Source organism: Tessaracoccus sp. MC1756, assembly GCF_014164735.1.
Lineage (GTDB): Bacteria > Actinomycetota > Actinomycetes > Propionibacteriales > Propionibacteriaceae > Arachnia.
This window is the reverse complement of sequence record NZ_JACJFZ010000002.1, coordinates 565,359-579,282: the sequence shown is the minus strand read 5'-3', so window position 1 is coordinate 579,282 and position 13,924 is coordinate 565,359. Positions and strand designations below refer to the sequence as shown.

The window sequence follows — 13,924 nt, the reverse complement described above, 5'->3', positions numbered from 1 at the left end:
AACAAGAAGTGAAGACCAACAAGATTCTGACCACCGGACTCGGCCTGCTGATCGCGCTGACCGGCGCCCTGGGCGTCACCGCCTGCTCCGCCGGGGACGACGCCGCCGCCCCCGCCGCCAGCGCTCCCGCCGCCAGCGAGGTGGACGTGGCCGAAGACCTGGAGAACGCCCGTCAGGCCGTGCTCGAGGCGCTGGAGGACGACGACTGGAACCAGGTCATGCTGGCCAGCGACGTCGACGCCCCCACCGTGAAGTACGGCCTGCTCGTGATGCCCTACAGCTACTCGGAGAAGACCTCCCGCGTGCAGGGAACCATCGAGATCAAGGACGGCAAGTTCACCATCGAAGCCGATTCCGCCGCTGACGACAAGACCTGGCAGATCGACCAGGACGGCGAAATCTCCGAAGTTTCCGAGTAACCGCCCCCACACCTCATCATTGAACCTGTGCTCGAAGGAGACAAGTAGTGAACGCCAGACCGAAGAAGGTCTCTGATCGCCGGAAGGCGCCAATGCCGAACAAGAGGTTCCTGTGGATCTGGGTCCCCGTCCTCGTGACGGTGACCGCCCTGATCATCGCCGCCAACGTGGCGCTCGTGGTCGGCGGCGGCTGGGTCGCCTCCCAGCTCGGTTCTGGTACCTACACCTTCACCAACTCGGAGGAATCCGAGGGGTGGGACACCGAGTACTACACGGCCGATTTCGCCACCATCGATGACGTCGACGCGGCGGCCAAGGAACTCGTCGAGGAGATCGCCGCAGGCGGCATCGTGCTCGCCAAGAACGATGGCGCGGCCCTGCCGCTCGCCTCGGCCCGGCGGGTCACCATGTTGGGCCGCGCGGCCGCGGACCCCGTCTTCGGCGGCGCCGGCTCCGGCTCCGTCGACACCCGCTCCGCGGTGACCGCCCGCGGCGGGCTCGAGGGCGCCGGGTTCGAGATCAACGAAGAGGTCTACACGGCCATCGAGGCGTTCGCCGCCGAGAACCGTCGGGGCCACATCGAGATGGACAACCCCGAGGCCTCCAGCTACACCATCGGTGAGCTCCCCGTCGCACAGTACGAGGCCCTCCAGGGCTCGTTCCAGGACTTCGCGGATGCGGGCATCGTCTTCATCGGCCGCCCCGGCGGCGAGGGCGGCGACCTCACCCGTGACATGGCCGGCTGGGACGAGAACGCCGTCGATGGTCAGCACCAGCTGGAACTGAACCAGGACGAGCGCGACCTCATCGAGCTCGCGAAGTCGTCGTTCGACACCGTGGTGGTCGTCGTCAACGCATCCACCACCATGGAACTGGGCGACCTCCAGGACGACGCCGGGGTCGACGCCATCCTGCTGGCCGGCTCGCCTGGCGCCAGCGGATTCTCCGCGCTCGGTGGCATCCTCGCCGGCGACGTGAACCCCTCGGGCCGCACCGCCGACGTCTGGGCAGCCGACTTCACGAAGGACCCCACCTACGTGAACTTCGGCAACTTCATCTACAACAACATCGAAGCCTCCTTCCCCGTCTCGGCGGTGGAGCGCGCCACCTCCAACGCGACGCTGACCTCAGACGCCCCGTTCGTGAACTACGCGGAGGGCATCTACATCGGCTACCGCTACTACGAAACGGCGGCCGCTGAGGGTTTCATCGACTACGACGACGCGGTGGTCTACCCGTTCGGCCACGGCCTCAGCTACACCGACTTCGCCTGGCGCGTCGTGTCCTCCGAGGTGGGTGCCGTGGACGGCGCCATCTCGGTGGAGGTGGAGGTCACCAACACCGGTGCCGTCGCCGGCCGCGACGTCGTCGAGCTGTACTACTCGGCGCCCTACACGCCGGGCGGCATCGAGAAGGCAGAGGTCGTCCTCGGCGCCTTCGCCAAGACGGACATGATCGAGCCGGGCGCCTCGGAGACCCTCACGCTCGAGCTCGCCGTCGAGGACATGGCGTCCTACGACCATCTGGAGAACCGCGCCTACGTCCTGGAGGCCGGCGACTACGAGATCAGCCTGCGCACCGACTCGCACAGCGTCGCCGACGGCGTGGAGCCCATCGCCTACACCGTGGACGAGACCGTGGTGTACTCCGGCGACAACCACCGCTCCACGGACCTCACCGAGGTCAGCAACCAGTTCGACGGCGTCTCGGAGCAGTTCGCCGCCGAGCCGCAGGACGGCAAGGTCGTGTCCCTGTCTCGCGCGGACTTCGCGGGCACCTTCCCGACCGCCCCGTCGGAGGACCAGTACGCGGCCGGCGACGCCATCGTTGCGGGCTTCGCACCGTGGGACCACGAGGCTGCGGCCGACGAGTTCGACGGCGACAAGCCTGCCACCGGCAAGGGATCGGACCTGACCCTCATCGACATGCGCGGCCTGGCCAAGGACGATCCCCAGTGGGCCGAACTGCTGGATTCGCTGACGGTCTCCGAGATGTCCGACCTGCTGCTCAACGGCGCCTACCAGACCGCAGGCATCGGCTCGATCGCCAAGCCGCAGACCCTGGAGCCGGACGGCCCCGCGGGCTTCTCGTCGTTCATCAACTCGTCCATCAACGGCGTTGCCTACCCGTCCCAGTTCCTCATCGCGCAGACGTGGGACGTCGACCTGGGCACCGAGATGGGCCGCATGCTCGGCAACGAGGCGCTCCACAAGGGAATCAACGGCTGGTACGCCCCGGCGGCCAACCTGCACCGCTCGCCGTTCGGCGGCCGCAACTTCGAGTACTACTCGGAAGACCCACTGCTGTCGGGTGCGCTGCTGACGTCCGTCGCCAACGGTGTCGCCGAGAAGGGCGTCTACACGATGCTCAAGCACTTCGCGCTCAACGAGCAGGAGACCAACCGCGTCAACAACGGCATCGCCACCTGGGCGACCGAGCAGACGATCCGCGAGCTGTACCTCAAGCCCTTCGAGATGGCCGTCAAGAACATCTCGATGGACGTGTCCTACATTTCGGGTGCCGATGGCACCCGCACCGACACCACCATCGGCGCGGCGGGCATCATGAGCTCCTTCAACCGCATCGGCTCCACGTGGGCCGGCGGCTCCGAGGCGCTGATGACCAACGTGCTGCGGAACGAATGGGGCTTCCAGGGCTTCGCGATCTCGGACTTCAACCTGTACCCGTACATGAACCCCAACCAGAGCATCAGCGCGGGCACGGACCTGACGCTGACGTTCCAGCCGTCGAAGTCCTTCGTGGACACGACGTCGGCGAAGGCCGTCACGGACATCCGCAACGCCACCCACAACATCCTGTTCACGGTGGCCAACTCCAACGCGATGAACGGGCTGGCCCCGGGCGCGACGGTGGACTACACGCCCCCCACCTGGGTCTACATCCAGTACGCGGTCACCGCCGTGCTGGGCGCCCTGGTCCTGCTGGGCGCGTTCCTGGTGTGGCGCCGGGTGCGCAGGCACTCCGGTGAGGTCAGCGCAGCCTGACCCACACCGACGGTTGACGACAACTGCGGGGCCCGCTTCCGAGCGGGCCCCGCAGCTGTGTGTCCGGCGTCAGAACCAGGCGCGCACGACGCTGTCGAAGCGGCTGAGCGCCGAGCCGATGGCCATGTGCATGTCGAGGTACTGGTAGGTGCCCAGCCGCCCGCCGAACAACACCCGTGGTTCCTCGGAGGCCGCCTGCCGGTACTGCTCCAGGACGGCCCGGTCCTCGGAGGTGTTGACGGGGTAGAACGGCTCGTCGGCGGCCTGCGCGAAGCGGGAGAACTCCCGCACGACGACGGTGCCGCCACGGTGGGTGCGCTCGGGGTGGAAGTGCTTGAACTCCAGCGTGCGCGTGTAGGGGACGTCCTCGTCGCACTCGTTGATGACTGCGGTGCCCTGATGGTCGTCGACGTCGAGCACGCGACGGTCGAAATCCAGCGTGCGCCAGCCGAGGGCCCCGTAGCGGTGCTCGAAGTAGCGGTCCAGCGGGCCGGTGTAGACCACCGGCACCTGGCCGACGGCGGAGCCGCGGCTGAATTCATGCCCGGGCTCGAGGAAATCCACGCCCACCAGGATGTCGATCCGGGGGTGGTCCGCCATGCGCTGCAGCCAGGCGGCGTAGCCGTCGCGGGGCATGCCCTGGTAGGTGTCGTTGAAGTAGCGGTTGTCGTAGGTGAAGCGCACCGGAAGCCGGGTGATGATGCCCGACGCGAGTTCGCGCGGGTCTGTCTGCCACTGCTTGGCCGTGTAGCCGCGGATGAACGCCTCGTACAGGGGCCGGCCGATCAGTGAGATCGCCTTCTCCTCGAGGTTGCCCGGTTCGTGCCCGCCCAGCTCAGCTGCCTGCTCCGCGATGAGAACGCGAGCCTCGTCGGGGCTCATACCGCGACGGAAGAACTGGTTGATGGTGCCGAGGTTGATGGGCAGCGGGAACACCTCGCCGCGGTGACGGGCGTAGACCCGATGCTCGTAGGGAGTGAACCGGGTGAACCGGTTGACGTAGCCCCACACGTTGTCATTGGAGGTGTGGAAGATATGGGCGCCGTAGCGGTGCTCCTCGATGCCCGTGGCCTCGTCGACCGTGCTCCAGGCGTTGCCCCCGATGTGGCTGCGGGACTCCACGACGGTCACCTGCAGGCCCAGTTCGGTGGCGGCCCGCTCCGCGATGGTCAGCCCGAAGAGACCGGACCCCACGACCAACAGATCCATGATTCCTCCCGGCTTCCGCTCCGGGTAAGGCTACCAGCGTGGGCAGGGGCCAGATTGGTAATGTAAGGGCAAGCGAGGAGGGGATTGATGATCACGATCGGCGTCGTCGACGACCAGCCGGAGAGCCGCCACCTCCTCCAGAGCTACCTGGCGCGCTACGAGTTCGAGAGCGGCGTCCAGTTCAAGGTGGAGGAGTTCGCCGACGGCTCGGAACTGACCGCCTCCTACCGCCCCCGGTTCGACATCATCTTCCTCGACGTCCAGATGGACAACCTGGACGGCTTCGCCACCGCCCGCCTGATCCGCGAGGTGGACCCGGGCGTGATCCTGATCTTCGTCACGAACATGGCGCAGTTCGCCATCAAGGGCTACGAGGTGGACGCCCTGAGCTACCTGTTGAAGCCCGTGCCGTACTTCGCGTTCTCGCAGGAGTTGAAGAGGTCGCTGGAGCGTCTCGACAAGGCCCGCGACGAGCACATCATGCTCAGCGTCGGCGGCGAGATGCTGCGCGTGAACCTGGCTGACGTCATCTACATCGAGAGCATCAAGCACCGGCTCGTCTTCCACATGGTGGACGAGAAGCTGTCGATGATCGGCACCCTCAAGGAGATGGCCGCCCAACTCGAGCCGCGCGGCTTCTACCGCTCCAACAGCTTCCTACTGGTGAACCTGCGGCACGTGGAGGGGTTCAGCGGCAGCGAATCCAAGCACACCGGCGGCATCTCGCTACCCGTCAGCCGCGCGCGCAAGAAGCCGTTCCTCGAGGCGCTGTCCGCCTACTTCGGCGGGAACCCCGCGTGACCGAGATCCTGCCCAACATCCCGCGGGAGTTCACGGGGCTGGCGGAGTGGCTGGCCTGCGTCGTCTACATCCTCGTCCTGCCCCGACGGTGGGGCGTGGCCGGCACGGTGGCCGCCCTGGCCGGGGGCCTGGGGCTCCTGGTCGGTGTACAGCTGTTCGCCGGCACGCTGCCGCAGTACCTGTGGACGCTCGGGATGGGGCTGGCGGCGGCGTGCATGCTCGCCTTCGTCGGTATCGCCACCACGGTCAACGCCCGCGACGCCGGTTACGTGACCGCCCGCGCGTTCGTCCTGGCGGAGTTGGTCGCGTCGCTGGAGTGGCAGATCCACGCCTTCTACTTCCATCCGGAGCCAGGGGTCACCGCATTGTTCCCGACGCTGGTGCTGCTGGCGCTGTATGCCGCCGCCTTCGGGGTGGCGCACGTGCTGGAGCGGCGGCATTTCGACGGGGCGGCGCCCGCCGTCGGGTCGCGGCTGCTGGCGATCGCCATCGCCATGGCGGTGGGCACCTTCGGCCTGAGCAACCTCAGTTTCGTGACCCCCAACACTCCCTTCAGCGGCGAAATCTCCCTCGAGGTCTTCTACATCCGCACGCTGGTGGACCTGGCCGGCTACATCGCGCTGTACGCCCAGCATGAGCAGCTGCGCAAGCAGCGTGCGGACCTGGAGGTGGCTGCCATGGACGCCATCCTGCGCACCCAACACGACCAGTACCTGGCGGCCAAGCGCGACATCGAGCTGGTCAGCCGCGCTTCGCACGACCTCAAGCACCACCTGGCCGTGATCCGGTCCGAGCGGGACCCGGAGCAGCGGGGCAAGCACCTCGACGCGCTGGAGGAGTCGCTCAACGAGTTCGGTGCCGCGTTCGACACCGGTAACCCGGTGCTGGACACGGTGCTGACCTCCAAGGCCCGCTACTGCCGATCCAGGGGCATCAACTTCACGGCCGTGGCTGACGGCGGCGCCCTGGGTTTCGTCGACGTGATGGACCTGGCCAGCATCTGCGGCAACGCGCTGGACAACGCCATCGAGTCGGTGTTGCGCCTGCCGGACCCGGAGCAGCGACTGATCCGGGTGGCCGTGTTCAACCAGGCCCGCTTCGTCGTGCTGAAGTTCGAGAACTACTTCGACGGCGAGCTGCGCTACGAGGAGGGCGAACTCGCCACCCGGAAGGTCGGCGGCACGCACGGGCTGGGCCTGAAGAGCATCAGGCAGGCGGCGGAGAAGTACGGTGGCGAGGCGACCTTCGTCGGCCGCGACAACTGGTTCACCCTGACGGTGCTACTCCCGCTCAGTTGAACCCGACGACCGACTGGGCCACTCGGTAGGCAAGCACCGAGACGCTGCGTCCGGTGCGGCCGGGCAGGTTGACCAACTGGCCCATGCTGCTGCGTCGTAGCTGTCGGTGCGCCGGCGCGTGGGCGGCCCGAAGGTCGCGCCACAGCTCGCGCTTCTGCTGCAACTGCTCCGGCCCGCCGGCCCGGATCAGCATGATCGAGGAGACGGCGCACACCAGCCCCAGGTAGTGCACCTGGTAGCGGTGCAGGGCCTTCGGCGTCGAACCGGGCGACGGTAGCGCGCCGATCATCAGGCGGTTGACGCGCAGCTGCTGGTCCAGGCGCTTCAGCATGACGGCCTCGTTGACCGACTGGTCGGCGCGGCCGATGTGGTAGCGGTACAGGTCCACGTCCAGGTAGAACAGCCGCTGCACGTAGGGCAGGGGGAGGAAGGCGTAGAGATTGTCCACATAGAAGGTGTGCTCCGGCAGGCGCATGCCGGAGTTGCGCAGCACCGCCGTGCGGTAGGTCAGCGCGTGCATCAGCATCCCCTGGTCGGCGCGGAAGCGGCCCACCTCGTCCCAACCGAACTCGCGCCCGGTGGGGAGTGTGGAGCGGTAGCGCATGGCGTGCCGGTGTGTGCGGCCCTCCTTCTCATACACGAAGTTCGTCACGACGAGGTCCAGCCGGTCCTGGCCGCGCAGCACGCCGAGCAGCGCCGTGAGCGCCTCGCGGTCGAGCCAGTCGTCGCTGTCCACCACCCGGAAGTAGCGCCCCGTGGCGGCGTCCAAGCCGGCGTTGACCGCCGACCCGTGGCCGCCATTGGCCTTGTCCACCACGCGCACCTGCCCGGGGTGCGCCTCCGCGTAGCGGTGGGCGATGGCCGAGGTGTCGTCGCTGGAGCCGTCGTTGACGACGATGACTTCGAGGTCGTCGTCGAGCGGCATCAGGGAGTCGATGCAGCGGTGGAGGTAGGCGGCCGAGTTGTAGCTCGGCACGGCCAGGGTCAGGGTCTTCACGGCCGGGGCCTCAGACCGTCTGCTCGGCGCGGACGTCTTCTGCGGCCACCGGCTCCTGACGGAAGATGACCTTGAAGATGGGATAGAACACCCAGAACGAGATGGCCGCGTTGATGATCATAGTGAGCACATCAGCCGCGGTCTCGCCGGTCTGGCCCCACCCGAGGGTGTCGATGAGGAAGGTGTAGATCGGCGCCTTGTAGAAGCCCTGCGCTGCTGCGGCCACCAGCGTGATGACGACGTAGGCCACCAGGTACCAGAACGCCGCGCGCCACACGCTGGTGTTCGACTTGAACGTGATGTTGCGCTGCGCGAAGAAGTTGATGATCTGCGCGATGCCGATGGCGAGTTGGACGGCGAGGAAGTAGGCCAGGCCGCCCCCTCCGTCGGGCAGGGCGCCGGCGGCGTAGTCGAAGATGAAGTACTGGGAGCCGTCGACGTTGGCGCCCACCGGCCACACCTGGAAGTTGGTGTCGATCAGTGAGGTGCGCGCGAAGATGGCGCGGAACAACGGCATGACGATGATCTGCAGCACGGTGACCCCGTTGCTGAGGAGGAAGAACATCAGGAACTTCGACAGTTCCGGGTGGCGCTCGCTGTAACGGCCCCACGCGGTGCGGATCTTGGTGAACATGGGCGGGTCTGCTCCTTGGTGATTTCAGTGTGCGTTGAGCTGGCGGGACAGGTCCCTGCCCAGGCGCCGGTTGCGGAGGAAGCCGCCGACGATGGTGCGCAGCCCGCGGAAGTGGTGGCCGTTCACGAGCGCGACGATGCCGTCGACCATCTCGTCGCTGACCATGCCGTTGGACATCTTGGCGATGGCCCGGAACGGCATGTTGTACAGGAACTGGATGTTGAGGTCCGGCTCGCCCTTGGCCTCGCTTCGACGGCGCAGGGTGACGAGGATCCAGTGCGCCAACCGGCCCAGGGGGCTGCGGGCGCGGCTGAGGTCGCCGAGCGGGTCGTTGCGGTCCAGCGCGCCGGAGGTGGCGTCCCTGGGCACGATGATGCCGAACAGGTCGCTGAACTCGTCGTCGGCCAGGCCGCGCAGCATTGCCCGGCGCACTGTCTCAGGCGCGACGGTCGGGTCGACGGCGACCCCCGGGACCTGCAGTTCGCCGCTCAGCCGCAGGTCGGCGGAGCTGGCGCCCACGAGGATGCGGCGCAATCCGCCCTCGATCTCCCAGACGCCGGAGGTGGCGTCGAAGTGGCGCCAGGTGTAGCGGTCGAAGGGGATCGTCACGCTGGCGGAGTCGCCCGCGGCGAGGTGCACCTTCGCGAAGCCCTTGAGTTCCTTGACCGGCCGGACGACGGCGCTGGCGGGCGTCGAGACGTAGAGCTGGGCGATCTCCGCGCCAGCCACCGGGCCGGTGTTGGTGATCGTGAATTCGGCGCCGGCCTCGGTGAGGTGGAGATCCGAGTAGGTGAAGTTGGTGTAGCTCAGGCCGTGGCCGAACGGGTAGCGGACGGCGCGCCCGGCGGCGTCGGCGTGGCGGTACCCGACGAACAGGCCCTCGCGGTAGACGCTGGCACGACCTTCGGCGGGGAAGCGCCCGAACGTGGGCGTCTCCACCAGCGACACCGGGTAGGTTTCCGCGAGCTTGCCCGACGGCGATACCTCGCCGGTCAGCACCCGCAGCGCCGCCTCGGCGCCGGCCTGCCCGGACAGGTAGCCGTGCAGCACGGCCCGGGTCTGTTCCGCCCACGCCAGGTCCACGACGGAGCCCGCGCTGAGCACGACCACAACGTTCCGGTTGACGGCGGCGACGGCGCGCAGCAGGGAGAGCTGGGCGTCGGGGAGGTCGATGTGGCGGCGATCGACGCCCTCGGATTCGTTGATCTCGTCGAGGCCCAGGTAGACCAGCGCCACGTCGGCGGCGCGCGCGGCGGATACCGCCTCCGACTCGAGGTCGCCGTCGATGCCGGAGTGGCGACGGTAGCCCTGCGCGAACGCGGTGAGCTCAAGGCCGCTGTCGGCGATGGCCTCGCGGGCGGAGCTCAGCCGGGTGGGGTTGACCTGGGACGAGCCGGCCCCCTGGTAGCGCGGCGTGTCTGCCATGTCGCCGATGAGCGCCACGCGGGTGCCGGCGGAGAGGGGGAGGATGGCGTCCTCGTTGCGCACCAGCACCATCGACTCCTCGGCGGCGCGGCGGGCGAGTGCATGGTGGGCGTCGTGGTCGACGGTGGGGCGCTCGGCGTCAGCACCGGCGAGGGCGAGCCTGACGACTTCGGCGGCCCGGGCTGTGAGGTCGGCCTCGGACAGGCGCCCGTCGCGGACGGCCGCGACCAGTTGGCGCACCGAATCCAGCCCTGGGGCCGGCATCTCCAGGTTGGCGCCGGCGGCGATGGCGGCGACGGGGTCGTTGCTGCCGCCCCAGTCGCTGATCACCACGCCGTCGAAGCCCCATTCGCCGCGGAGGATGTCGGTGAGCAGGTGGCGGTTCTCATGTGCATAGGTGCCGTTGACGAGGTTGTAGGAGCTCATCAGTGCACGGGGCGCGGCCTCGCGGACCACGATCTCGAAGGCGGTGAGGTACAACTCACGCAGGGTGCGCTCGTCGACGACGGAATCTGACGCCATCCGGCGCAGTTCCTGGCTGTTGACGGCGAAGTGCTTGGGGGTGGCCGCGACGCCTTCGGCCTGGATGCCCCGCACGTAGCCGGCGGCCAGCTTGCCGCTCAGGTACGGATCCTCGGAGAAGTACTCGAAGTTGCGCCCGCCCAGGGGGCTGCGCTTCAGGTTGAGGCCGGGGCCCAGCAGCACATCGACGCCCAGCGCGGCGGCTTCGCGCCCGAGCGCGTGCCCCACCTCCTCGGCCAGCTCGACGTCCCAGCTGCAGGCCACCGTGGCCGAGGTGGGGAAGCAGGTGGCCGGTTCGGAGGCGTTGAGGCCGAGGTGGTCGCCGGAGCCCACCTGCTTGCGGACGCCGTGTGGGCCGTCCGCCATGAAGAACGACGGGACGCCGTGCCTGGGCAGGTCGCGTGACTGCCAGACGTTCTTGCCGCTCAGCAGGGCGGCCTTCTCAAGCGTCGTGAGTTCCTGGGTCATGGGTATCTCCATTGATTCGCGTCCCCCGGAGCCGGTGCGGGCGGCCCGGGAAGGGGTCGTCCCACAGTCGACCACGGGCGCGGGGCGGGGCGTCGGGCCGATGCACAGTCGGCACGATCCGCAGCACGATCCGTCGTCGGGTGCCTGGTGGCCCCGCGCTGTTGGCCGGTGGGCGACGGGCGGTGCGACTCTGCGAGGATGACGGCCATGACCATCCGACGCCGGGCCGCCCTCGCCCTGGGTGCGCTCGTCGTCGCCGGCTGCGCCCCTGACACGGACACCGCGCGACCCACTCTCACCGCGCCCGCGCCGCAGCCCTCGCCCAGCATCAGCAGCGTCCGGCCGGCGCCGGTCGAGCCATCGGCCACGTCCGCGTCTACAACTCCGGCGCCCTCGTCGTCGGCGACCTCCGGCCACCTCAGCCGCGACGACATCGTGGCCCGCTTCCAAGGGCAGAGCCCTACCCAGTGGGGCCCGGAGGTCGACGGCGTGGTGCTCCGCCACGAACAGGCACCGGTCGTCCTCACGTTCGACGCCTGCGGCGGCCGGCACGGCTCCGGCGTCGACGACGACCTCCTGGCCGCGCTCTCCGACACCGGTACCCCGGCCACCCTCTTCGTCAACGCCCGCTGGGTGGAGTCCAACCCCGGCACGGTCCGCGACCTCATCGCGGACCCATTGTTCGAACTGGCCAACCACGGCACCCGCCACCTGCCGTTGTCGGTCACGGGGGAGAAGGCCTACGGCATCCCCGGCACCGCCTCGGTCGCCGAGGTGTACGACGAGGTGGCCGGCGCCCAGGAACTGTTGACCGGCCTGCTGGGCGAGGCCCCTCGCTTCTTCCGCTCAGGCACGGCGCACTACGACGACGTGGCGGTGACCATCGCCCAGACCCTCGGGCTGCAGTGCATCAACTTCGACGTCAACACGGACGCCGGCGCCACGTTCTCTGCATCGCAGGTGAGAACCGCGACCCTGCAGGCCCGGGCCGGTTCCATCTGCCTCGGTCACTTCAACAGACCCGGTTCCGGCACCGCACAAGGGATCCGTCGGGCGATCCCGGCGTTGCTCGAGGAGGGACTCACCTTCGCCCGCCTGGGCGACGTCCTTCCCTGAGGCGGAGCGGCCCAGATCCCACCTGTCGGGCGGGGATTTCACGAAACCCTTGGTTGACCCCGGCCGTGCGGGTACATTGGGAAGTCCTATCCACCGACCGCTAGGAGGCAGCCTATGGGACTCGGAGACAAGATGAAGGAAACCGTCGGTAAGGCCAAAGAAGGCATCGGCGACGCAACCGACAACGAAGAACTCCGTCGCAGCGGCCAGCGTGATCGCATCGAGGCAAATGTCTCGGAAGTGGGTCACGAGGTCGATGAGAAGGTTGGCGATGCCTCTGGCTCAGTCGCCGACAAGGTTGAGGACTTCAAGGATTCCGTCACCGACGACCGTCGTCACTGACAACGGTCCGGCCACACGGCCCTGAACCAAACGGGACCATCCCTCGCGGGTGGTCCCGTTTGCTGTCTCCGCGTACCCGGAGCGTCCGCGCACGGACGGCACAACAGAATACTTTCCTCCGGCACCCGGCTTTCACGGGGGTGCCCCATGGAGCGCGCAATGGACATGATTGGATAGTTGCCATGACAGCGCGAAAGATCGGCGTGACGGAGCTCGTGCTCCGCGACGCACATCAGAGTTTGATGGCGACTCGCATGGCCATGGAAGACATGGTGGATGCGTGCGAAGACATCGATCAGGCAGGCTACTGGTCGGTTGAATGCTGGGGCGGCGCGACGTTCGACGCGTGCATCCGCTTCCTGAACGAAGACCCCTGGAAGCGGCTGCGGACCTTCCGCGAGCTGATGCCCAACTCGCAGCTGCAGATGCTGCTGCGCGGCCAGAACCTCCTGGGGTACCGCCACTACGAGGACATGGTCGTCGACAAGTTCGTGGAGAAGTCCGCCGAGAACGGCATGGACGTGTTCCGCGTGTTCGACGCCCTCAACGACCCCCGCAACATGGCCAAGGCGATGCAGGCCGTCAAGAACGTCGGCAAGCACGCGCAGGGCACCATCTGCTACACCGTCTCTCCCGTCCACACGGTTGAGGGCTACATCCGCCTGGCCGGCCAGCTCCTGGACATGGGCGCCGAGTCCATCGCCCTGAAGGACATGGCCGCGCTCCTGCAGCCGCAGCAGGCCTACGACATCGTCAAGGGCATCAAGGACACCTACGGCGACGTCCAGATCAACGTGCACTGCCACTCCACCACCGGCGTGACGCTCGTGTCGCTGATGAAGGCCATCGAGGCCGGCGCCGACGTCGTGGACACCGCGATCTCGTCGATGTCGCTGGGCCCCGGACACAACCCCACGGAGTCGCTCGTCGCGATGCTCGAGGGCACCGGCTACGAAACCGGCCTCGACATGGAGCGCCTCCTGCGCATCCGTGACCACTTCGCCACGGTGCGCCCCAAGTACAAGGAATTCGAGTCGGCCACGCTGGTCGACACCGACATCTTCTCCTCCCAGATCCCCGGCGGCATGCTCTCCAACATGGAGTCGCAGCTCAAGGCGCAGGGCGCGGGCGACCGCATCCGCGAGGTCATGGAGGAAGTGCCCCGGGTCAAGGCCGACGCGGGCCAGCCGCCGCTGGTCACCCCGTCGTCGCAGATCGTGGGCACGCAGGCCGTGTTCAACGTGCTGATGGGCCGCTACAAGGTGCTCACCGGTGAATTCGCGGACCTGATGCTCGGCTACTACGGCGAATGCCTCGGCGAGCGCAACCCTGAGGTCGTCGCACTGGCGCAGGCGCAGGCCAAGAAGGAGGTCATCACGGACCGCCCGGCAGACCACTTGAAGCCCGAATGGGACGAACTGGTCAAGGCCGCCTCGAACCTCGACGGCTACGACGGCTCCGAGGAGGACGTCCTCACCAACGCGATGTTCCCGGGTGTGGCGCCGAAGTTCCTCAAGTCGCGCGACGAAGGCCCCAAGAGCGTCGGCAAGACCCACGCCCAGCTCAAGTCCGAAGCGGCCGCCCAGAAGGCCGGCGCTGAGCGCCCCGGCATCACCGGCCCCGTCAAGTACAACGTCACCATTGCCGGCCGCTCGCACAGCGTTGCCGTCGAGCCGGCCTAAGGAGAA

11 protein-coding genes are annotated in these 13,924 nt (G+C 67.9%); 7 read left to right on the top strand and 4 right to left on the bottom strand.

Features of this window, described 5'->3' with window-relative positions; translation table 11 throughout:
* Window positions 1-8 precede the first annotated feature (8 nt).
* Together H5393_RS08100 and H5393_RS08095 are read left to right on the top strand one after the other, a co-directional pair.
* Window positions 9-419, top strand: coding sequence for a hypothetical protein (locus H5393_RS08100; RefSeq protein ID WP_182766218.1), 411 nt, complete (start codon window positions 9-11; stop codon window positions 417-419).
* Window positions 420-466: 47 nt separating this feature from the next.
* Window positions 467-3,424, top strand: coding sequence for a glycoside hydrolase family 3 N-terminal domain-containing protein (locus H5393_RS08095; protein WP_220488264.1), 2,958 nt, complete (start codon window positions 467-469; stop codon window positions 3,422-3,424).
* Between the two features lie 69 nt (window positions 3,425-3,493).
* Here the strand turns inward: H5393_RS08095 and glf are convergent, their stop codons facing one another.
* Window positions 3,494-4,633 (bottom strand): UDP-galactopyranose mutase, encoded by a 1,140-nt coding sequence (gene glf, locus H5393_RS08090; protein WP_182766217.1) that lies wholly within the window; start codon window positions 4,631-4,633, stop codon window positions 3,494-3,496.
* 87 nt (window positions 4,634-4,720) lie between these two features.
* On the opposite strand from glf, the gene H5393_RS08085 reads away from it, so the two are divergent.
* Both H5393_RS08085 and H5393_RS14865 read left to right on the top strand, forming a co-directional pair.
* Window positions 4,721-5,434 carry a LytTR family DNA-binding domain-containing protein gene (locus H5393_RS08085; protein WP_182766216.1) on the top strand — a complete coding sequence of 238 codons (714 nt, stop codon included), beginning with the start codon at window positions 4,721-4,723 and terminating at the stop codon, window positions 5,432-5,434.
* Window positions 5,431-6,732 carry an ATP-binding protein gene (locus tag H5393_RS14865; RefSeq protein ID WP_182766215.1) on the top strand — a complete coding sequence of 434 codons (1,302 nt, stop codon included), beginning with the start codon at window positions 5,431-5,433 and terminating at the stop codon, window positions 6,730-6,732. Before H5393_RS08085 ends, H5393_RS14865 begins: the two co-directional genes overlap by 4 nt.
* Here the strand turns inward: H5393_RS14865 and H5393_RS08075 are convergent.
* From H5393_RS08075 to H5393_RS08065, 3 genes are read right to left on the bottom strand one after another with little or no spacing between them, the layout of a single operon-like run.
* A complete protein-coding gene (locus H5393_RS08075) occupies window positions 6,725-7,729 on the bottom strand; it encodes a glycosyltransferase family 2 protein (RefSeq protein WP_182766214.1) in 1,005 nt (334 codons plus the stop codon). The two genes, H5393_RS14865 and H5393_RS08075, sit on opposite strands and share 8 nt — an antisense overlap.
* A 10-nt stretch (window positions 7,730-7,739) precedes the next feature.
* Window positions 7,740-8,363 (bottom strand): hypothetical protein, encoded by a 624-nt coding sequence (locus H5393_RS08070; protein ID WP_182766213.1) that lies wholly within the window; start codon window positions 8,361-8,363, stop codon window positions 7,740-7,742.
* A gap of 24 nt (window positions 8,364-8,387) precedes the next feature.
* On the bottom strand, window positions 8,388-10,778 hold the full coding sequence (locus tag H5393_RS08065) for a glycoside hydrolase family 3 C-terminal domain-containing protein (protein WP_182766212.1): 2,391 nt from the start codon (window positions 10,776-10,778) through the stop codon (window positions 8,388-8,390).
* Window positions 10,779-10,985: 207 nt separating this feature from the next.
* Here H5393_RS08065 and H5393_RS08060 point away from each other — a divergent pair, with 207 nt between their 5' ends.
* The 3 genes from H5393_RS08060 to H5393_RS08050 all read left to right on the top strand — a co-directional run bounded on the left by H5393_RS08060 (window position 10,986) and on the right by H5393_RS08050 (window position 13,918).
* Window positions 10,986-11,894 (top strand): polysaccharide deacetylase family protein, encoded by a 909-nt coding sequence (locus H5393_RS08060; protein ID WP_220488263.1) that lies wholly within the window; start codon window positions 10,986-10,988, stop codon window positions 11,892-11,894.
* 114 nt (window positions 11,895-12,008) lie between these two features.
* Window positions 12,009-12,236, top strand: coding sequence for a CsbD family protein (locus H5393_RS08055; RefSeq protein WP_076062715.1), 228 nt, complete (start codon window positions 12,009-12,011; stop codon window positions 12,234-12,236).
* Window positions 12,237-12,418: 182 nt separating this feature from the next.
* Window positions 12,419-13,918, top strand: coding sequence for a methylmalonyl-CoA carboxytransferase subunit 5S (locus H5393_RS08050; RefSeq protein WP_182762462.1), 1,500 nt, complete (start codon window positions 12,419-12,421; stop codon window positions 13,916-13,918).
* Window positions 13,919-13,924 lie beyond the last annotated feature (6 nt).